The sequence below is a fragment of the Marivivens niveibacter genome (assembly GCF_002150005.2).
Classification (GTDB): Bacteria; Pseudomonadota; Alphaproteobacteria; order Rhodobacterales; family Rhodobacteraceae; genus Marivivens; species Marivivens niveibacter.
Genome location: NZ_MSPP01000004.1, coordinates 205788 through 226179, shown reverse-complemented (window position 1 = coordinate 226179; position 20392 = coordinate 205788). Strand labels below are relative to the sequence as shown.

Annotated in this window: 17 protein-coding genes and 1 tRNA gene; 11 read left to right on the top strand and 7 right to left on the bottom strand. The window is 55.4% G+C overall.

The window, feature by feature from the left end:
* Positions 1 to 2: 2 nt before the first annotated feature.
* The 4 genes from BVC71_RS12685 to BVC71_RS12670 all read right to left on the bottom strand — a co-directional run bounded on the left by BVC71_RS12685 (position 3) and on the right by BVC71_RS12670 (position 5712).
* A tRNA-Gly gene (locus BVC71_RS12685) sits at positions 3 to 77 on the bottom strand.
* Between the two features lie 76 nt (positions 78 to 153).
* Positions 154 to 546, bottom strand: a complete 393-nt coding sequence (locus BVC71_RS12680; RefSeq protein WP_086452048.1) for a rhodanese-like domain-containing protein — start codon at positions 544 to 546, stop codon at positions 154 to 156.
* Positions 547 to 638: 92 nt separating this feature from the next.
* Positions 639 to 4085, bottom strand: a complete 3447-nt coding sequence (locus tag BVC71_RS12675) for a pyruvate carboxylase (RefSeq protein WP_086452047.1) — start codon at positions 4083 to 4085, stop codon at positions 639 to 641.
* Positions 4086 to 4221: 136 nt separating this feature from the next.
* A complete protein-coding gene (locus tag BVC71_RS12670) occupies positions 4222 to 5712 on the bottom strand; it encodes an MDR family MFS transporter (RefSeq protein WP_086452046.1) in 1491 nt (496 codons plus the stop codon).
* A gap of 124 nt (positions 5713 to 5836) precedes the next feature.
* Here BVC71_RS12670 and BVC71_RS12665 point away from each other — a divergent pair, with 124 nt between their 5' ends.
* Positions 5837 to 6391, top strand: coding sequence for a MarR family winged helix-turn-helix transcriptional regulator (locus tag BVC71_RS12665; protein ID WP_240516850.1), 555 nt, complete (start codon positions 5837 to 5839; stop codon positions 6389 to 6391).
* Between the two features lie 59 nt (positions 6392 to 6450).
* Complete coding sequence (locus tag BVC71_RS12660; RefSeq protein WP_086452045.1) at positions 6451 to 8892, top strand: ATP-dependent helicase; 2442 nt, start codon at positions 6451 to 6453, stop codon at positions 8890 to 8892.
* Here the strand turns inward: BVC71_RS12660 and BVC71_RS12655 are convergent.
* A complete protein-coding gene (locus BVC71_RS12655; RefSeq protein WP_086452044.1) occupies positions 8889 to 9491 on the bottom strand; it encodes a LysE family translocator in 603 nt (200 codons plus the stop codon). The genes BVC71_RS12660 and BVC71_RS12655 overlap by 4 nt on opposite strands.
* A gap of 73 nt (positions 9492 to 9564) precedes the next feature.
* Here BVC71_RS12655 and BVC71_RS12650 point away from each other — a divergent pair, with 73 nt between their 5' ends.
* On the top strand, positions 9565 to 10017 hold the full coding sequence (locus tag BVC71_RS12650) for an Lrp/AsnC family transcriptional regulator (RefSeq protein WP_086452043.1): 453 nt from the start codon (positions 9565 to 9567) through the stop codon (positions 10015 to 10017).
* 413 nt (positions 10018 to 10430) lie between these two features.
* Here BVC71_RS12650 and BVC71_RS12645 read toward each other — a convergent pair whose 3' ends face one another.
* Positions 10431 to 10640 (bottom strand): DUF1127 domain-containing protein, encoded by a 210-nt coding sequence (locus BVC71_RS12645; protein ID WP_086452069.1) that lies wholly within the window; start codon positions 10638 to 10640, stop codon positions 10431 to 10433.
* A 278-nt stretch (positions 10641 to 10918) separates the two neighbouring features.
* Here BVC71_RS12645 and BVC71_RS12640 point away from each other — a divergent pair, with 278 nt between their 5' ends.
* Positions 10919 to 11980 carry an Mrp/NBP35 family ATP-binding protein gene (locus tag BVC71_RS12640; RefSeq protein ID WP_086452042.1) on the top strand — a complete coding sequence of 354 codons (1062 nt, stop codon included), beginning with the start codon at positions 10919 to 10921 and terminating at the stop codon, positions 11978 to 11980.
* Positions 11981 to 12296: 316 nt separating this feature from the next.
* Here BVC71_RS12640 and BVC71_RS15380 read toward each other — a convergent pair whose 3' ends face one another.
* Positions 12297 to 12698, bottom strand: coding sequence for a hypothetical protein (locus BVC71_RS15380; RefSeq protein ID WP_133064538.1), 402 nt, complete (start codon positions 12696 to 12698; stop codon positions 12297 to 12299).
* Positions 12699 to 12725: 27 nt separating this feature from the next.
* Here BVC71_RS15380 and BVC71_RS12635 point away from each other — a divergent pair, with 27 nt between their 5' ends.
* The 7 genes from BVC71_RS12635 to mraY are packed head-to-tail and all read left to right on the top strand — an operon-like array spanning position 12726 to position 20299.
* Positions 12726 to 13172: a division/cell wall cluster transcriptional repressor MraZ gene (locus BVC71_RS12635; protein ID WP_240516849.1), complete on the top strand. Its 447-nt coding sequence runs from the start codon at positions 12726 to 12728 to the stop codon at positions 13170 to 13172.
* Positions 13172 to 14140, top strand: coding sequence for a 16S rRNA (cytosine(1402)-N(4))-methyltransferase RsmH (gene rsmH, locus BVC71_RS12630; RefSeq protein WP_086452040.1), 969 nt, complete (start codon positions 13172 to 13174; stop codon positions 14138 to 14140). The genes BVC71_RS12635 and rsmH overlap by 1 nt, the downstream gene beginning before the upstream one ends.
* Positions 14140 to 14487 (top strand): cell division protein FtsL, encoded by a 348-nt coding sequence (ftsL, locus tag BVC71_RS12625; protein WP_086452039.1) that lies wholly within the window; start codon positions 14140 to 14142, stop codon positions 14485 to 14487. Before rsmH ends, ftsL begins: the two co-directional genes overlap by 1 nt.
* Positions 14484 to 16265, top strand: coding sequence for a peptidoglycan D,D-transpeptidase FtsI family protein (locus BVC71_RS12620; protein ID WP_086452038.1), 1782 nt, complete (start codon positions 14484 to 14486; stop codon positions 16263 to 16265). The genes ftsL and BVC71_RS12620 overlap by 4 nt, the downstream gene beginning before the upstream one ends.
* 18 nt (positions 16266 to 16283) lie before the next feature.
* Entirely contained in the window at positions 16284 to 17768 is a 1485-nt protein-coding gene (locus BVC71_RS12615; protein WP_086452037.1) for a UDP-N-acetylmuramoyl-L-alanyl-D-glutamate--2,6-diaminopimelate ligase, read from the top strand.
* A complete protein-coding gene (locus BVC71_RS12610) occupies positions 17768 to 19213 on the top strand; it encodes a UDP-N-acetylmuramoyl-tripeptide--D-alanyl-D-alanine ligase (RefSeq protein ID WP_086452036.1) in 1446 nt (481 codons plus the stop codon). The genes BVC71_RS12615 and BVC71_RS12610 overlap by 1 nt, the downstream gene beginning before the upstream one ends.
* A 3-nt stretch (positions 19214 to 19216) precedes the next feature.
* Positions 19217 to 20299: a phospho-N-acetylmuramoyl-pentapeptide-transferase gene (gene mraY, locus BVC71_RS12605; RefSeq protein WP_086452035.1), complete on the top strand. Its 1083-nt coding sequence runs from the start codon at positions 19217 to 19219 to the stop codon at positions 20297 to 20299.
* Positions 20300 to 20392: the final 93 nt, after the last annotated feature.

The following is a 20392-nucleotide window of genomic DNA, read 5'->3' as shown; positions in this document are numbered from 1 at the left end:
ACTGGAGCGGGCGAGGCGATTCGAACGCCCGACCCTAACCTTGGCAAGGTTATGCTCTACCCCTGAGCTACGCCCGCTTCCGTTTCGGTGGGCGTGATTTAGGAAATGTAGCGGGGGGCCGCAAGTGGAAAATGCACGGTTGTGATGTTTTTTTTATTCCAGCCCTTCGACGGGCCCGCCTTTGGCCACCCAGTCGGTGAAACCATCGCGCAGGTGTGCCGCGTCAAACCCCATATTCATAAGGGTTTCGACCGTCAGCGCCGACCGCCAGCCCGATGCGCAGTGAAACACAAAGGTTTTCGTTTCATCGGCAAAAATTGTTTTGTGATAGGGGCTTGATGGATCGATCCAGAATTCGATCATGCCGCGCGGGGCGTGATATGACCCCGGAATATAGCCCAAACGCTGTCTTTCGCGCACATCGCGGATGTCGACGATCACCAAATCGGAATCGCCCATGCGATTCATTAGATCAGCGGTGTCGATTTCGCGAATCCGTTCGCGGGCGCGGGCCACCATTTCGGCGGCGGTGGTGTGTAGTGGCATGGGCTCCTCCGTTTTTGTCAGCGTAACGGGGGCACAACAAAAAGAAAGGGCGGGAACATGTCCCGCCCTTTGATCGCGTCAATTTGAAACGTTTATTCGAATTCGACCATCAGATCTTTGGCGTCGATCTGGCCGCCTGCGGTGACGTGAACGGCTTTGACCACCGCGTCGCGTTCTGCATGGATACCCGTTTCCATTTTCATCGCCTCGATGGTCAGCAGCAGGTCGCCTGCCTTGACCTCTTTGCCAGCGACGGCAGCAACGGTGGCCACAACGCCCGGCATTGGGGCGCCGATGTGGTTCGGGTTGCCTGCCTCGGCCTTTGGTCGGGCGACTTTGTTCGCGGTGGCTGCGCGGTTTGGAACGCGGATGGTGCGTGGTTGACCGTTGAGTTCAAAGAACACTTTGACTTCGCCGTTTTCATCCATCTCGCCCACAGCCTGCAAACGAACCTCGAGCGTTTTGCCCGGATCGATTTCTGCGCTGATTTCTTCGCCTGGCTCCATGCCATAGAAGAATGTTTTGGTCGGCAGAGTGCGCACAGGACCATAGGTGCGGTGACGGCCCATGTAATCCAAGAAAACCTTTGGATACATAAGGTAACCGTTCAGATCCTCGTCATCGATGGTTTTGCCGTCCAGCTGTTTGGACAGGTCCGCACGGACGTCTTCTAGATCGACAGGTTTCAGGTGTTTGCCTGGGCGATCGGTGAACCCTTTTTCGCCTTTCAGAACTTTGCCCTGAATATCCGCTGGCCATCCACCCGGAGGCTGACCAAGGCTGCCCTTCATCATGTCGATGACCGAATCTGGGAATGCCACATCGGTTTTCGGGTCCATGACCTGATCTGGTGTCAGGTTTTGCGACACCATCATCAGGGCCATATCGCCGACAACTTTGGACGATGGGGTCACTTTGACGATGTCACCGAACATCATGTTCACGTCAGCATAGGCCTGTGCGACCTCGTGCCAGCGTTCTTCAAGGCCAAGGCTGCGCGCCTGTGCCTTGAGGTTGGTGAACTGACCGCCTGGCATTTCGTGCAGGTACACTTCGGATGCTGGCGATTGCAGGCCAGATTCGAATGCCGCGTACTGACCACGCACCTGTTCCCAGTAGTTCGAGATTTCGCGGATCGATGCGATGTCCAGACCGGTGTCGCGGTCCGAACCGCGCAGGGCTTCGACGATCGAACCCAATGTCGGCTGCGAAGTGCCGCCCGAGAACGCGTCCATTGCAGCATCAACAACGTCTACTCCTGCAGCAGATGCCGCCAGAACGGTCGCAATCGACGCGCCCGATGTGTCGTGCGTGTGGAAATGGACGGGCAGGCCGACCTCTTCTTTCAGCGCTTTGACCAGTTGGGTTGCGGCGGCTGGTTTCAACAGACCTGCCATGTCTTTCAGGCCCAGAACGTGGGCGCCAGCGGCCTCTAGTTCTTTTGCCATGCCGACATAGTATTTTAGGTCGTATTTGGAACGCGCAGGGTCCAGCAGGTCGCCAGTGTAACAAATAGTGCCTTCGCAGACTTTGTTTGCTTCGATCACGGCATCCATGGCGACGCGCATGTTTTCGACCCAGTTCAGGGAATCAAACACGCGGAACACATCGACGCCCGAAACCGCAGCCTGACGCACAAATTCTTGCACGACGTTGTCAGGGTAGTTGGTGTAGCCAACGCCGTTCGATGCGCGCAGCAACATTTGCGTCATGATGTTTGGCATCTTTTCGCGGATGTCGCGCAGACGCTGCCATGGGCATTCCTGCAAGAAACGATAGGCCACGTCGAACGTCGCGCCGCCCCAGCATTCAACCGAGAACAGCCCAGACATGTTTTGCGCATAAGCAGGCGCCGCGTTGATCATGTCGATCGAACGCATGCGGGTTGCCAGCAGCGACTGGTGACCGTCACGCATGGTGGTGTCGGTGATCAGCAGTTGTTTTTGCTGGTGCATCCAGTCGGCAATCGCCTCTGGGCCGAATTGGTCCAGAATTTGACGGGTGCCGCTTGGCGCTTCGCCCTTGCCAGGCAGGACTGGGGGCTTGGGCGCTTTGGCTTCGGCGTGCGGCTTGTTGCGGCCTGCGGTTTCTGGGTGGCCGTTGACGGTGATGTCAGCGACATAGGTCAGAATTTTGGTCGCGCGGTCGCGGCGTTTGTGGAACTGGAACAGGTCCGGCGTCGTGTCGATGAATTTCGTTGTGTATTCGTAATTCAAGAACGTCGGGTGTTTCAGCAAGTTGATCACGAATTCGATGTTCGTGGACACGCCGCGGATACGGAATTCGCGCAGCGCGCGGTCCATACGCGCAATCGCCATTTCAGGCGTAGGGGCGCGCGCGGTGATTTTGGTCAGCAGGGAATCGTAATAGCGGGTGATTACAGCGCCCGAATAGGCGGTGCCGCCGTCCAGACGAATGCCCGGACCCGTTGCCGAACGGTATGTTTGAATGCGGCCATAGTCTGGGATAAAGTTGTTGGACGGGTCTTCGGTCGTGACGCGGCATTGGAGTGCGTGGCCGTCCAGTTGAACGTCGTATTGCGATGCGCAGCCTGTTGCCTCGACGATGGATTTGCCTTCGGCGATCAAGATTTGCGAACGGACGATGTCGATGCCGGTGACTTCTTCGGTGACGGTGTGTTCCACCTGAACGCGTGGGTTCACCTCGATGAAATAGAATTCGCCCGAATCCATATCCATCAGGAATTCGACCGTACCTGCGCATTCGTAATTCACGTGTTCACAGATTTTTTTGCCCAAGTTACACAGTTTTTCACGCTGCGCGGCGGATAGATACGGGGCAGGGGCGCGTTCTACGACCTTTTGGTTGCGGCGCTGTACCGAACAGTCGCGTTCCCACAGGTGATAGATGTTGCCTTTTTTGTCGCCCAGAATCTGGACTTCGACGTGACGGGCGCGAGTGATCATCTTTTCCAGATAACCTTCGCCGTTGCCAAAAGCGGCTTCCGCTTCGCGACGGCCTTCGCGGACCTTTTCCTCGAGCTCCTCCTCGGAAAGGATCGGACGCATGCCGCGCCCGCCACCGCCCCAAGAGGCCTTGAGCATCAAGGGGTAACCAACTTCCGACGCTTGCGCGCGGATGATATCCATATCTTCGCCCAGCACTTCGGTCGCTGGGATTACGGGTACGCCTGCCTCAATCGCGACCTGGCGCGCGCTGGCTTTGTCGCCCAGTTTGCGCATGGTTTCCGCTTTGGGGCCGATGAACGTGATGCCGTTCTTTTTACAAGCGTCAACGAATTCAGGGTTTTCCGACAGCAGGCCGTAACCTGGGTGGATCGCGTCAGCGCCGGACATTTTCGCAACCCGGATCATTTCGTCGATCGACAGGTAGGCGGCGACAGGTCCCAATCCTTCGCCAATGCGATAGGCTTCGTCCGCTTTGAAACGGTGCAGGCCCAGTTTGTCCTCTTCGGCGAAAACGGCGACGGTTTTCTTACCCATTTCGTTGGCAGCCCGCATGATGCGGATCGCGATTTCGCCACGGTTGGCGATCAGAATCTTTTTAAACTCGGCCATAAAAACCCGCTCCTCTTTGCAGTCGCAGAAACGGTCTAGGAGATTTGACCAGCGGCGTAAATCAATTTTTGACGATATGTTAGCGCCAACAAATATATTTGGATTGATAATCGATTATTTACCGCTGGTCTGGTTTTTAATGGTTGTGGGCTTTCAGAGGAACCTCGCGCAAAATCAAAGAGATAAGCAGTGCAAGGACGCCCAGACCCGCGGCGCACCAGAAAACAGGGTGGATAGCGTGCACCACAGCGCCTGCGATCATATCTTGGGCTTCGGCTGGTAAACCTTTGAGCATCTGCGGTCCGATCTCTCCGCCGATGTTGACTTCGGTCCCTAGCGAAGATGCCAGACGGGCGGCAAACAGCGCACCAAATGCCGCAACTGCAAGCGATCCGCCAACCTGACGGAACATCAGGCCCGCAGCAGTGGCAGTGCCCAGCGTTTCGCGTGGAACTGCGTTTTGAACAGCCGTGGTTAGAACAGGGAACGTTGTGCCCATGCCCATGCCGAAGATGGCAAGGTAGATGCTAAAGGTCAGCGTTGGCGTTGTTTGGTCGATGGTGGTCAGAAGCGTCATGCCAACTACGATAAACAGGGCGCCAAAGATCGGCAGGATGCGGTATTTGCCGGTGTTGCCCATGATGCGTCCCGATGCCGTTGACGCAATCAGAATGCCAAACGTCATAGGGATCAACATCAGGCCCGATACGGTTGGCGTAACGCCCAGTGCGATCTGTAGGTAGATAGGCAGGAACGTCACCGAACCGAACATCGCAGCACCGACGATGAAGCTGATCACGGAAGTCGTCCAGAACACGTTCATTTTGAACAGGTGCAGCGGGATGATTGGTTCCTGTGCGCGGCGTTCGATCAATATGAATGCAATCAGCGCGATTGCAGCGATTGCGATCAGCCCAAAGAATTGGGGCGAATCCCACGCGATTGTCGAGCCGCCCAGCGATGTTGCCAGCGTCAGTGTGGCCAAGGTGACTGACAGCGTAGCGGCGCCCCACCAATCAATCGCGTGTTTGGTGCGTTTGCCCGTCGGTTTGAATGCCGAGGCAAAGCCGATGACTGCCAAAATGCCGAAAGGCAGGTTGATGTAGAAAATCCAATGCCAGCTGAATGCTTCGACGAACCAGCCGCCGATCAGCGGGCCAATAACCGATGACATCGAAAATACAGCGGCGAAAATGCCCTGCACTTTGCCGCGTTCGCGTGGGGGAATAACATCGCCAATGACCGACAGCGCCAGAACAAACAGGCCGCCACCACCCAAGCCCTGCAGGGCGCGGGCGAGGATCAGGAATGTCATAGAGGTCGCCAATCCGCACAGCGCAGAACCCAACAAGAACAGGCCAACCGAGACAAATACGGTGTTTCGACGACCGTAAAGATCGCCGATTTTGCCATAGAGTGGCGCAACAATGGTGGACGCAAGCATGTAGGCTGTCACGACCCAGCTTAGATGCTCTAATCCGCCTAGGTCCGCAACGATAGTTGGAAGGGCGGTGGAAACGATCGTCTGGTCTAATGCAGCTAATAACAAAAGGATGCCGATTGATCCGATGATCAATCGTGTCGATCCTTCGTGGGTCGTTGTCGTGGGGGCGGGAATATCGGTCATGGTGATCAATTCGATTGGGGAAACTGCTGTCTATGCATAAAGCGCGTCTTAAATATGTGTCAATAGCACATAAATGTGCATGGCATATATTTGACATGTGCGTATTTACGGGCAAAGAAGGCTTATGATGAAATTACCGCCCCATTTTCACGCCGATGTTCCTGAAACGCTGACTGCTGCCGGATTTGAATCCGATGCTATCGATCACCTTTTGGAACTGGATGCAGTTATTTTTCAGTGGCATCGCATGTCGTCCAAAGGCGAGGTGCCACGAAAACTGTTGGCTGAAATGGAATCGGACGTCGATATTGGCCAGTTCTATTCAATGACCGCGGTCGCGCGGATCATTTACGGGATCGGCCGCGATGAACCTCAAGAGGCCACAATTGGCCTGTTGGCCGAAGAATTGAACATTGATCCGTCACGCGCCAGCCGCGTGGCAAGTGACCTGATCAAACGCGGGCTGGTGCGTCGGCGCGCATCCCAAGAGGACGGGCGCAAATCGATCCTAGAGTTCACTCAAGAAGCGATTGACCTGCTGTCGGCCTATCGTGCGCTGAAATGGACCAAAGCGATCGAGGTCTACAAGGACTGGCCTGCCGAAGATATCGCCGCCTTTTCACGGCTTTTGCAGCGATACGTTGATGGTGTGGGTAAGGCGCTGCACGGAAAAGAATAGTAGAACATAATGCGAACAGACGCTTTCCCAGCGAACTGATTTGCGCTATTTGTGCGTCTATGACCAGCTATTCCGATGATGACGCCTTTGAGGCGGCCGAAATGTCCCTGTCGCAGCGCGCTATGATGGCGTCGCGCCCAACGCCCTATTTGGATGATCTGAACCCCGCCCAACGCGAGGCGGTCGAGGCGATGGATGGTCCTGTCCTAATGTTGGCAGGCGCGGGAACAGGCAAAACCAAAGCGCTGACAACGCGTATCGCGCATCTGTTGGTCATGGGCAAAGCGCGCCCAAACGAAATTCTATCGGTGACATTCACCAACAAAGCGGCCCGCGAAATGAAAGAACGCGTTGGTCGGCTGCTGGGCGAAACCGTCGAAGGCATGCCGTGGATGGGCACATTCCATTCGATCTGCGTGAAACTGCTGCGCCGCCATGCGGAGTTGATCGGGGCCTCTGATCGGAATGAAGTCATCGAAGGCCGCCCTCAGCTACATCTGAAATCGAATTTCACGATTCTGGATACGGACGACCAGATCCGCCTGATGAAACAGCTGATCGAAGCGAACGGGATGGACGTCAAACGTTGGCCCGCGCGGATGTTGTCGGGGATAATCGATAACTGGAAAAACCGCGCGTGGACCCCTCATCAGGTTCCAACGTCCGAAGCCTCGGCATTCGACGGGCGCGGGGTCGAGCTATACGATCAATATCAGCGCCGATTGCTGGAACTGAACGCCGTGGATTTCGGTGACCTGCTGCTGCATGTGGTCACGATTTTCCAACAGCACCCCGATGTGCTGGCGCAATATCAGCGTTGGTTCCGCTACGTTTTGGTCGACGAATATCAAGATACCAACGTCGCGCAGTATCTGTGGCTGCGCCTTTTGGCCTCGGGGCACAAAAACATTTGCTGCGTCGGTGACGATGACCAATCCATCTACGGTTGGCGCGGGGCAGAGGTCGGCAACATCCTGCGGTTCGAAAAGGATTTCCCAGGGGCCAAGGTGGTCAGGCTGGAGCAGAACTATCGTTCGACCCATCACATCCTTGCCGCTGCATCTGGCGTGATCGCGGGAAACAAGGGCCGTTTGGGCAAAACCCTATGGACCGAAAGCCAAGATGGCGAAAAGGTTCGCCTGATCGGTCATTGGGACGGCGAAGAAGAAGCCCGCTGGATCGGCGAAGAGATCGAGGCGATGCAGCGCGGCACCCGTGGCAACGACCGCATGTCGCTGGACAGCATGGCAATTCTAGTGCGTGCCTCCCATCAGATGCGCAGCTTTGAGGATCGTTTCCTAACCATCGGCCTGCCATATCGCGTCATCGGCGGCCCGCGTTTCTATGAACGGATGGAGATTCGCGACGCCATGGCCTATTTCCGTTTGGCCGTGTCGCAGGATGATGATCTGGCGTTCGAACGCATCGTAAATACGCCGAAACGCGGATTGGGCGACAAAGCAGTGCAAACGATCCAGAAAATGGCCCGCAGCAACGGCGTTTCCCTGATCGAAGGCGCGCGTTTGTGCGTCGAATCTGGCCTGATCAAAGGCAAAGGTGGCAAAGCGCTGGGCGAATTGGTTCAGGGGCTGGACCGTTGGCATTCCCAATTGCTGGCCGAATCTGACACCCATATCGAAGTGGCCGAACAAATTCTGGACGAATCCGGCTACACGACCATGTGGCAGAACGACAAAACGCCAGAGGCACCGGGGCGGTTGGAAAACCTTAAGGAACTGATCAAAGCGCTGGAAAACTTTGATAACCTTCAAGGTTTTTTAGAACACATCGCCCTGATCATGGACAACGATTCCGAAGATGCCGAAGAAAAGGTCAGCATCATGACCCTGCACGCGGCCAAAGGTTTGGAATTCCCTGCCGTGTTCTTGCCCGGGTGGGAGGATGGCCTGTTCCCATCGCAACGGTCGATGGATGAAAGCGGTGTCAAAGGGTTAGAGGAAGAACGCCGTCTAGCCTATGTCGGCATCACCCGCGCGGAACAGATCTGCACGATTTCCTTTGCCGCGAACCGCCGCGTTTATGGTCAATGGCAAAGCCAGCTGCCCAGCCGTTTCATCGACGAACTGCCCGAAGAAAACGTAGATGTGCTAACCCCGCCCGGTTTGTACGGCGGCGGATATGGCGCGGCGGGTATGTCCGCGTCGGCGTCACCTGCCTATGCAATGAGATCGGCCAATACGATCGAACAGCGCGTCCAAAAGGCGGATGTTTACAACTCTCCCGGCTGGAAGCGGATGCAAAACCAGTCGCAAAAACGGGGCTTTGCACAGCCGAATGAATCGCGCGGGCTGACGATTGATGCGACGGCAACGTCGTCTTTCACGATTGGCGACCGCGTGTTCCACCAGAAATTCGGTTACGGCGAAGTGATGGAGATCGAAGGCGATAAGCTCGCCATCGAATTTGATAAGGCCGGATCGAAAAAGGTAGTCGCCAAATTCATCGTCCCCGCCGAAAACGCCAACGATGTGCCGTTTTAATGCCCGCGGATAATCGGGATTAGGGTCAGCACCAGCAGCACGGCCATTGTGATGTTGAACGCACGCAAACGGGCAGTGCTGTTTAGGAAACGGCGCGCCTGTTGGCCCAGAACGGTCCAGACTGAAATCGACGGCAAGTTGGTCAGTATGAAAATCAGTGCGACCACTGCGACTTGGGTCAGTGACTGATCTACGGTGTAAGCGCTGATGGCGGTTAGGGCCATGAACCAACCCTTTGGATTGACCCACTGAAATGCGGCCGCCTGAAAAAACGTGAATGGTTTCGATTCTGGCTGCGCAGGGTCGGGCGTTTTTGGCGCCGCGTTTGCGATTTTCCACGACAGATATAGCAGATACGCCACCGATCCCCATTTCATCGCGACCAGCGTCATAGGGAACCGTTCGAAAAGGGTTATCAGCCCCGCGCCGATAATCAGGATCATGAACGAATGCCCAATCCCAACGCCCAGCATATGGGGCAGGGATCGGCGCAGGCCAAAGTTGGCTCCGGACGCCATCAGCATCATGTTATTCGGGCCCGGAGTGATCGAGCTAACAAAGGCGAAGCCAACAAGGGCAAGGATCAATTCTATCGTCATGACGCGATTAATCGCCTGAAACCTGCGCAATGTGATTGCTTTGTTGTGGTAATGCGCACTATTTTTGCAATTAATGGCGAAAGAAGATCAAATAAACCAAAAGATATTGCGCGAACTGACGCGTGATGGGCGGATCAGCAACCTTGCTCTGGCGGAAAAGGTTGGTCTGTCGCCCTCCGCCTGTTTGCGCCGCGTTCAGGATTTGGAATCCCGCGGGGTGATCACGGGTTATCGCGCGCAACTAGCGCCGGCTCAGATCGGGCGAGGTTTCGTGGTTTATGTGACTGTTGGTCTGTCTGAACACACGAAAGAGGCACAGCTGAATTTCGAACGCGCTATGGATCGCGCAGACGAAGTCACGGAATGCCATAACGTGGCGGGTGCGTTTGAATATCTGCTGCGTGTCGAATGCGCGGATTTGGCCGCCTACAAGGCTTTCCATACAGACACGTTGGGCACCGTCCCGCATGTGCGGTCGATCACCAGTTATATGGTGATGGGATCGCCCAAGGACCTGCGCGCCTAAATTCCCACATTCCAGAAAAAGCAAACGGCGGCACCCAGGGAGGAGGAGGGGTGCCGCCGTGCTATTTGTGCGAACGCTCAGGGAGGAGGAGAGAGCATTCGCTATGTGCGAAACGAAGTGGTCAGGGAGGAGGAGAGACCAGATCGTTTCTGTCACAAGACCCTCAGGGAGGAGGAGAGAGGGTCTCGTAATTCTGTATGCGGCGGGATCAGGGAGGAGGAGAGATCCCGCCGCTAGCTTCTGAACCTTCAGGGAGGAGGAGAGAAGGTTCAAAACCGGTTATGTCAATGCGGCAGCACCAGGGAGGAGGAGAGGTGCTGCCGCTTTTGTTACGGTCCAGCTCAGGGAGGAGGAGAGAGCGGACCGTGGGCGAAGGTTCTAGGGAGGAGGAGAAGAACCTTCGTTTTCTATTCTTATGCGCCGTAGGCGGTTTCGATTGCGATGCGTTTGATCATCGAACGCGAGATGCCCAGATCAGATAGTTCACGGTCGTTCAGGTCCGACAGTTCATTGATCGTTGCGCGGTATGTTTTGTACTGTGCAAAACGTTCTGCCAGTTTTGCGACCAGACCAGCGTTTGCGGTGCCTGCGAAACCGTTGCGTACTTCGTGTGCGTAAGCCATTACATAACTCTCTTCGTATCGTTGCCTAGTGGCAGTCTTAATCGTGATCCCCGTGTCGGGGTTGGCTGTGTTGCCGTTGAGTTCAATTTGATGTTTTTGCTGCAATCGCACAATTGTGGTTTTCGTCATTGCCGCCATGCAGCAAATGCATACGAAAGACTGACCTATTGTCGCAAAAGCGTATCAAAGGGTGCTGTTCAGCAACTTTACCTTGTGATTTTCTAGGTCGGGACCAGATTTCGCCCATGATTTGGGCGTTTTGAAGAATAGGAGCCAAGATGACCCTAAGTAATGCTAATGTTCGCGCGATTCTGAATCAGGTGAAGTCGCCCAGCGGACAAGGGTTGATAGATTCGGATCTGGTGCGAGCGTTAACGGTCGATTCTGATGCCATCCGTTTCGTGATCGAAGCCGCAACGCCCGAAGAGGCTCAGGCGCTAGAGCCAGTCCGTCAAGCGGCCGTTGAGGCGCTCAAGGCGCAGACCTCGGTGCCGGTGTCGGCTGTATTAACGGCACATGGCCCGTCTAAACCCGTACCAAGCCTAAAGGTGGGTCGCCACCCGACGCCGCAAGCAGGCCCACAGTCTGTTCCAGGTGTGAAACGGATAATTGCAATTGGTTCAGGCAAAGGCGGCGTCGGGAAATCTACGGTGTCATCTAACTTGGCCGTCGCGTTGGCGCGCAAAGGTAAAAAGGTCGGTCTGTTAGATGCAGACCTATACGGTCCATCGCAGCCCAGAATGATGGGTGTCAGTGGTAAGCCGAAATCAAACGGCAACGATATGATCGAACCTCTTTCTGCCCATGGGGTCACGATTATGTCCCTGGGTCTGATGGTTGACCCTGATAAGGCAGTGATCTGGCGTGGCCCTATGTTGATGGGTGCCCTGCAGCAGTTGTTGGGGCAGGTGGCATGGGGGGAATTGGATGTCCTGCTGATCGACCTGCCACCCGGAACAGGCGATATTCAGTTGTCGTTGTGTCAGAAAACCAATTTGTCGGGTGCTGTGGTTGTGTCCACGCCGCAGGACGTCGCTCTATTAGATGCGCGCAAAGCGCTGGATATGTTCAAGACGCTAAAGACGCCCGTTTTGGGATTGGTAGAGAATATGTCTACCTTCCATTGCCCGAATTGTGGTCACGAGGCGCATATCTTTGGTCACGGCGGTGTCGCTGATGCAGCCAAAGAGCTGGAGCTACCTTTCTTGGGTGCTTTGCCAATTGATTTGGACACGCGTTTGGCCGGCGATAGTGGCACCCCGATCGCAGCGGGTGACTGTGATATGGCGCAGTCCTACGCGAATTTGGCGCAGCGGTTTATCGATGGTGGAATTGTATAAATTTCACTTTTCGAACATTCCATGGTTAGCGCCGTCCAGTGAAAACTGGGCGGCGCTATTCTTTTGAATAGAATCTATGCCAGGTCGGGTAGCATGGAACCTTCTGGAATCTGCAGGTCATTTTTGACCTAGTTACGAATCACTGCGCCGTGAGTTTCTGTGAATTTTCAGAACAATTTGGGAACATCTGCGTTCGGCGGCGGGGTTATGGAGTTTTCTGGGAAAAAAACTGAATCTTGTGGAACCTCGCCCAAAACAAGGTGCATAAACTACATCTAGTGATGTCTTTGCTGTCTTAGGCAAGGTTTCGGTTTGGTTAACCGCTGTGAATCGCCGTGATGGAACCGTGAGTGTCAGTAAAACCCCAGGTGGTTCCATAAGATTCCAAAAAGTTGTTGCCAGCGCCCAAAACGTCCTGCATATTCATCCCATCGAAAGAGCGATGATAAAAAATACCAAGGGCCGAAGTTGAAAAGAGCCCAGAGGCGAAATTGCAGGTTTCATACAGGCACACGCTTTTTCGATAGAACATCCGGCGCGCGAGCGAGCAGACATCCCCCCAGGTGGCGCGCGTTGCTGGACTTCCCGAAAGGGACGGTGGCGGCGGATTGAACAGTGGCAGCAGTTCAATCCGCCGTGCCCTTTTCAGGGGTTTGGTTTTTAACGGGGGCAGGGAAAGGACCGCAGGGCAGTGGTTCAGGCGTTTGAAGGCGAACACCTCCAGAAGGTGGATAAAAAGGGACGCATGTCGATCCCCGCCGATTTCCGTCGCATCCTGCTGGCTGGCGATCCAGAATCCGCATCCCGTCAAAACCCACGTATGAAAATCGTTTACGGTCAGCATCTAAAGCGACACGTTCAGGTCTATACCATGGACGAACATCAGCGCATTGTTGACGATATCTATGCGATGCCGCGCGAAAAGGCGTTGGATCAAAAACGCATGGCACATCTATATGTGACCCAGTCGCAGACCCTAGAGGCCGATAAAGACGGCCGCGTGATCCTGCCCAAATCGATCCGCGAAAAATTGGAAATCGAAGAAGGCGACGTGTATTTCCGTGGCCTTATTTCCAATTTTGAAATGTGGAACGACGATATCTTTAAATCCACTGTTAATGCGGACATTGACGATTGGTTGGGCGATATGGGCGATGATTTCGACCCGTTGTCGCTGTTGGGCGGTGTCTGATGTCTGCGCCGGGTAAGCCACATATTCCAGTTTTGATCAGGCCGCTCATTCGGGCGGTCTCTCCTGTTTCGGGTGTCTGGCTTGATGGCACGTTCGGGGCAGGGGGCTACACGCGCGAATTGCTAAAGGCGGGCGCGGATAAAGTGATTGGCGTTGATCGCGATCCGCTGGCCTTTGAAATGGCTGCGCCATGGGTTGGCGAATACGGCGACCGCATTGAAATGGTGCAGGGCACGTTTTCGAAACTGGACCAATATGCATCGGGTCTAGACGGCATTGTTTTGGATCTGGGCGTATCGTCCATGCAGCTGGATCAGGCCGAGCGCGGCTTTTCGTTTATGAAAGACGGCCCCCTGGACATGCGGATGAGCCAGTCTGGCACGTCGGCCGCGGATCTGTGCAACGAAATGGACGAAGCCGATCTGGCCAATATCATCTATCTATATGGCGAAGAACGCGCATCCCGCCGTATTGCCAAAGCGATCGTTGCGGCGCGTCCACTGACCACGACTCTGGAATTGGCCAAGGTTGTTGAATCCTGTCTGCCACGACAAAAACCGGGGCAGAGCCATCCCGCGACCCGCACATTCCAAGCGCTACGCATTGCCGTGAACGACGAATACGGCGAATTGGCCGAAGGTTTGATGGCCGCCGAACGCGCCTTGCGTCCGGGTGGATTGCTGGCCGTAGTGACATTCCATTCCGTCGAAGACCGCATGACCAAACGGTTCTTTCAGGCACGGTCAGGCCGCACGGCGAATGCCAACCGCTATGCCCCTGAAATGCAGCGTGAAAAACCTGCCTTTGACATGATCGAGAAAAAGGCAATTGGCCCCGATGCAGAAGAGCTAGAGGATAATCCGCGCTCTCGTTCGGCTAAGTTGCGTGTTGCTCGCCGCACGGATGCGCCATCAGGTGACGTGGATCGCAAATCATTGGGCATGCCGATGCTCAAAGGGGAACGTTAATGCGTAGTTTGTTATATGTATTGGCCGCCTTGGCCGTGATTGGGTCCGCGTTTTGGGCCTATCAGGAAAATTATCGAACCCAAGATTCCATTAAACACGTACGCGAGTTGAACCGTGACATCGCAACAGCGACATCGCGTTTGCGGACGCTCAATGCGGAATGGGCCTATCAGAACCGCCCAGACCGTTTGCGCGATCTTGTGAACCTGAACTTTGATCGTTTGGGTTTGTTGCCGTTGATGCCAGATGGGTTTGGGCGCGTTGATCAGGTCGCTTACCCGATCGAAGACATTCTGCCAGTGACTGGCCGCATCATCGAGGTGTCGTCAGACGGAGGCGAGTCATGATCCGCACGCCGCTGCGTCCCTTGGCTCGGATTCTAAACGCGCGTCAGCTAGGGCAAAACCCTGACGCGATCGAAGCTGAAAACAAACGCATCCGTAACGAAGCCGTTCGCGACACAGACAAAATTCGCGCGGAAAGCCGGTTGATCGTTTTGTCCGGCTTTTTCCTATGCGCTTTTGCCGCGATTTTGGTCAAAATGGCGGGCATCGCGACAACTGCGCCCGAAGAACCGCAGGTTTCGCGAGGCAGTGATCCGATCCTGTCGATGCGTGCTGATATCACCGACCGTCAGGGCCGCGTGTTGGCGACGAATTTTGACACCTATTCGGTTTACGCTCATCCGCGCGATATGATCGACCCTGTAAACGCTGCGGATCGACTAGCTGAAATTTTTCCAGAGCTGGATCATGAACGCCTGATCAAAGATTTTACAGGTGACCGTGCGTTTGTATGGGTGCGCCGACAGATCAGCCCTGAACAAATGCAAGCGGTCCATGATATTGGCGAACCTGGTTTGTTGTTTGGGCCGCGCGAAATGCGTCTTTATCCAAATGGCCCTGTCGCATCGCATATTTTGGGCGGCGCAAGCTATGGCCGCGAAGGTGTGGCATCGGCGGAAATCGTCGGTGTTGCGGGCGTCGAGCGCGTCTTTGACGAATTTTTGCGTGACCCTTCAAACGAAGGTGCGCCGCTACAGTTGTCAATTGACCTGTCCGTTCAGGCCGCCGCGGAACGTGTGCTGGCTGGTGGCATGACGTTGATGAATGCCAAAGGCGCAGCCGCTATTTTGATGGACGTGCATACAGGTGAAATCCTGTCGTTGGTGTCTTTGCCAGACTTTGATCCCAATGATCGCCCGACTGTTTTGACGACAGGGGACCAATCAGACAGCCCGTTGTTCAATCGCGCTGTTCAGGGCGTTTATGAATTGGGATCGACGTTCAAAATCCTTGCCGTTGCGCAGGCTTTGGATTTGGGGCTGGTGAACCCTGAAACGATGATCGAAACAGCGCCCGCAATTCGCACGGGTGGCCATACGATCAACGATTTCCATCATTATGGTCGTGAAAATACAGTCACGGATGTGATCGTGAAATCGTCGAATATTGGTACGGCACGCATCGCGGAAATGATTGGCCCAGAACGCCAGCAAGATTACATGCAATCGCTGGGTTTTCTGGAAATGTCGCCTGTTGAGCTGATCGAAGCATCCGCAGGGCGTCCGCAGTACCCGCGCGACTGGACGATGCTCAACACGATGACCATTTCCTATGGTCATGGTATCGCGGCATCTCCGCTGCATTTGGCCGCGGCTTATGCCACGATTGGTAACGGCGGCCGTCTGGTGACGCCGACATTAATCCATGACCCGAACAATCAACCCGGCGAACGCGTTATGACCGAAGCCGCAGCAGAAGCATCAATCGACATGCTGCGTCAGGTTGTGACGCGCGGCACCGCGTCCTTTGGCGAAGTGGCCGGATACGAGGTCGCCGGTAAGACGGGCACCGCGGATAAGGTGCGCCCGCAGGGCGGATATTATGACGATAAGGTGATCGCGACCTTTGCGTCTGTGTTCCCAGCGTCGAACCCGCAATATGCGCTGATCGTCACCTTGGATGAACCCGAAGACACATCCGGCAGCGAACCGCGCCGCACGGCAGGTTGGACCGCCGTTCCGGTGGCTGCCGAAATGATCCGCCGCGTTGCGCCGCTGTTGGGGCTGCGTCCGATTGTTGAAACTCCTCAGCTTACTGGTGTATCGCTAGAAGCCAACTAATAGGGGGCTGCGATAGCTATGGTAACTTTGGCCGATCTTGGGCTTGCGGGGCAGTCAGCATTCCAGACGGAAATCACTGGAATTACGCTAGATAGCCGCGAAGTGATGCCCGGATTTTTGTTCGGTGCGATGCCTGGCAGCAATGTCCACGGGGCCGAATTTGCACAAAAGGCTGTTGAAAATGGAGCCGCCGCGATTCTGACTGACCGTGCGGGCGAAGCTCTTGCGCGGGAAGCCGCCGAAGGTACAAACACCGTAGTCGTTTTGACCGAAGGCCCTCGTCAGGCATTGTCGCGCGCCGCCGCGTTGTTTTTCGGGCCGCAACCTGAAACGGCCGTTGCAGTCACCGGAACCAATGGAAAAACATCCGTGTCGACATTCTGTCGCCAAATTTGGGGTGAACTGGATTTGGCTGCGGTCAACCTAGGCACCACCGGTGTCGAAGGTGTCTGGTCGCATCCCCTACGGCACACGACGCCCGATCCAATCACATTGCAGCGCGTTTTGGCCGAGGCGGCGAAAAACGGTGTGACCCATGTGGCAATGGAAGCGTCCAGTCACGGTTTGGACCAAAAACGTCTGGATGGCGTGGTGTTGTCGGCTGCTGGTTTCACCAATTTCACCCAAGACCATTTGGATTATCACAAAACATTCGAAGCCTATTTCGATGCCAAAATGGGCCTGTTTACACGTGTTTTACCACCCGAGGCCGTGGCGGTAATCAACCTAGATGATCCCAAAGGCGTCGATGTTATGGAAATCTGCGAAATGCGCGGATTGGAGATTTTGGGCGTCGGGCGTGGGCCGATGGCGCGATTGCAGCTGTTGTCGCAACGATTTGACGCAACGGGGCAGGATCTACGGTTTTCGTGGCAAGGCAAAACGCATTTGACTCGTCTGAGTTTGATCGGTGGTTTTCAGGCCGAAAACGTTATGCTTGCGGCAGGTTTGGTCATTGGCGCTGGCGCGGATCCTGACGATGTGTTCGATGTTTTGCCGCATCTGACGACCGTGCGCGGACGGATGCAGCTGGCGGCGACGCGCGACAATGGCGCGGCTGTTTACGTGGATTATGCCCACACGCCCGACGCTGTTGAAACGGCGTTGCAGGCCATCCGCCCTCATGTGATTGGCCGCATTATTGCCATCGTGGGCGCGGGCGGTGATCGCGATACAACCAAACGTCCGTTGATGGGGCAGGCTGCAGCAGAAAACGCTGATGTCGTAATCATTACTGACGACAATCCCCGTTCCGAAGACCCCGCAACGATCCGTGATGCCGTGTTGCAGGGTGCTTTGTCAGTGCGCAGCAACGACATTCACAATATTGGTGATCGGGCCGAGGCGATTTTGCGCGCCGTTGATATGTTGGAACCTGGCGACGCTTTGTTGGTTGCCGGCAAAGGGCATGAAACAGGCCAGATCATCGGCACCGATATTTTGGATTTTGATGATGTCGAGGTCGCATCCCAATGCGTTCTCGCTTTGGACGGAAAAATTTAATGACGCCGTTATGGACAGCAGCCGATGCCGCACAGGCAACAGGCGGGACAGCGACAACCGATTGGTCGGCCTATGGTGTGTCGATTGACACGCGTACGATTAAAAAAGGTGACTTGTTTGTCGCTCTGGCCGCGGCGCGTGATGGTCATGATTTTGTGGCGCAAGCGCTGGAAAAAGGCGCTGCTGCCGCCATGGTCACGCATCGTCCAGACAATGTTGGCGATGACGCCCCGCTGTTGATTGTCGATGATGTGCTGCCAGCGTTGGAAAAGCTGGGCATAGCTGCCCGTGCACGGACCAAAGCGCGCGTCGTTGCGATCACGGGGTCAGTGGGCAAAACCTCGACCAAAGAAATGTTGCGTGACGCGTTGTCTCCGCAGGGCAAAACCCACGCAGCAGAGGCGTCGTATAACAACCATTGGGGCGTGCCACTAACGTTGGCGCGTATGCCTGCCGATACCGAATACGCAGTTATCGAAATTGGCATGAACCACCCCGGTGAAATTTCACCTTTGGCGAAAATGGCGCGTCCGCATGTGGCGATGGTCACGACCGTTGCCGCCGCCCATCTAGAGGCGTTCGACGATATCAACGGTATCGCGCGGGAAAAGGCGGCGATTTTCGATGGTCTGGAACGGAAAGGTGTTGCTGTAATCAACGGCGATCTGGAAACCACGCCGATCCTGCGTGCGGCTGCACATGCGCAGGGCGCAAAAATTATCTCGTTCGGTGAGATGGCCGCAAACCACCACCGTTTAACAGATGTGCGTATTCGCGGCGGCGCAACCGTTGCGCAGGGCCGCGCTTGGCGTACGCCGATTATTTTAAAAGTCGGGACCGAAGGCCGCCATTTCGCAACCAACGCCATGGGTGTTGTCGCTGTCGTCGGGGCGCTGGGGGCTGATCGCGTACGCGCGATGCTGGATATCGGACAATGGACCCCGCCCGAAGGACGCGGAACAGCCGAAGAAATCCATTTGGACACCGCCCGCAGCGGTGAATATTTCGATCTGATAGATGACGCGTTCAATGCAAACCCAACTTCCATGACCGCTAGTCTAGAGGTTCTGGCCTCTCGCGATCCGCGTCACGGTATCGGCCGCATTTCCAAAGGCCGACGCATTGCCATCCTGGGCGACATGTTGGAATTGGGTGCAGACGAATTGAAATTACATGCGGCGCTATCTGATGATCCGTCGATGAGCGAAATCGACGTTGTCCATTGCGTCGGTCCGCGGATGCGCAGCCTCTTTGATGCGCTGCCCGATGAACAGCGCGGACATTGGGTCGAAAAGCCCGAAAAATTAGTCAAAGACCTGTCCCGTATCGTCGATAGTGGCGATGTTGTCCTAGTCAAAGGGTCCAAAGGCAGCAAAGTCAGCACTCTCGTTGACGCGCTGCGCAATTTGGGGCAACGCAAATCCAAAGACGAAAACGAGGGCTGAGATATGTTGTACCTGCTAACGGCGCTTTCTGATGGCGGTGATTTTTTTAACCTGTTTCGGTACATCACGTTCCGCGCTGGTGGCGCGTTTATGACGGCGCTGATTTTTGGTTTTGTCTTTGGCAAACCATTGATCAACGCATTGCGCCGCAAACAGGGCAAAGGTCAGCCAATCCGCGAAGACGGCCCCGAAGGCCACTTTGCCAAGGCAGGCACGCCAACCATGGGCGGTCTATTGATCGTTGGCGCGTTGACGTTTTCCACTGTTTTGTGGGCCCGCATGGACAACCCGTTTGTCCTGATGGTGCTGTTTGTGACTCTGTGCTACGCGGCGATCGGGTTCACTGATGACTATGCCAAGGTGACAAAACAATCGACCGATGGCCTGTCGGGCAAGGCGCGATTGGCCGCTGGGTTTCTGGTCGCAGCCATCGCTGGGTTCTGGGCGGCTAGCTACCACCCCGAAGGTCTGTCCAATCAGCTGGCCTTCCCAGTTTTCAAAGACATGTTGCTGAACCTATCGTTCCTGTTCGTGCCATTCGCGATGTTGGTCATCGTGGGGGCTGCGAATGCTGTGAACTTTACCGATGGTTTGGATGGTCTGGCGGTTATGCCTGTGATGATCGCTGCGGCGACCTTTGGTATCATCGCGTATTTCGTTGGCCGCGCTGACTTTACCGAATATCTGGACGTGCACTACGTCGATGGCACGGGCGAGATTACGATTTTCTGTGCCGCGCTGATCGGCGGCGGTTTGGGGTTCCTGTGGTATAACGCTCCGCCTGCGGCTGTGTTCATGGGCGACACTGGATCGCTGGCGCTGGGCGGCGCGTTGGGTGCAATTGCCGTTGCCACGAAACATGAAATCGTTCTGGCGATTGTTGGCGGTCTGTTCGTGATGGAAACCTTGTCCGTGATCATTCAGGTGGCGTATTTCAAACGCACGGGCAAACGCGTGTTCCTGATGGCCCCGATCCACCACCACTACGAAAAGAAAGGCTGGAGCGAGCCGCAGATCGTGATCCGGTTCTGGATCATCTCGCTGATCCTCGCGATGATCGGCCTTGCGACACTGAAAATTCGCTAAAACTTTTGGGCGGCCTTTGGGTCGCCTTTTTGTTGTCCTTGCGTGGGCAGGGGCGGGGCGGTAATTGCATCGGTAACTAATCAGGGGATGCGG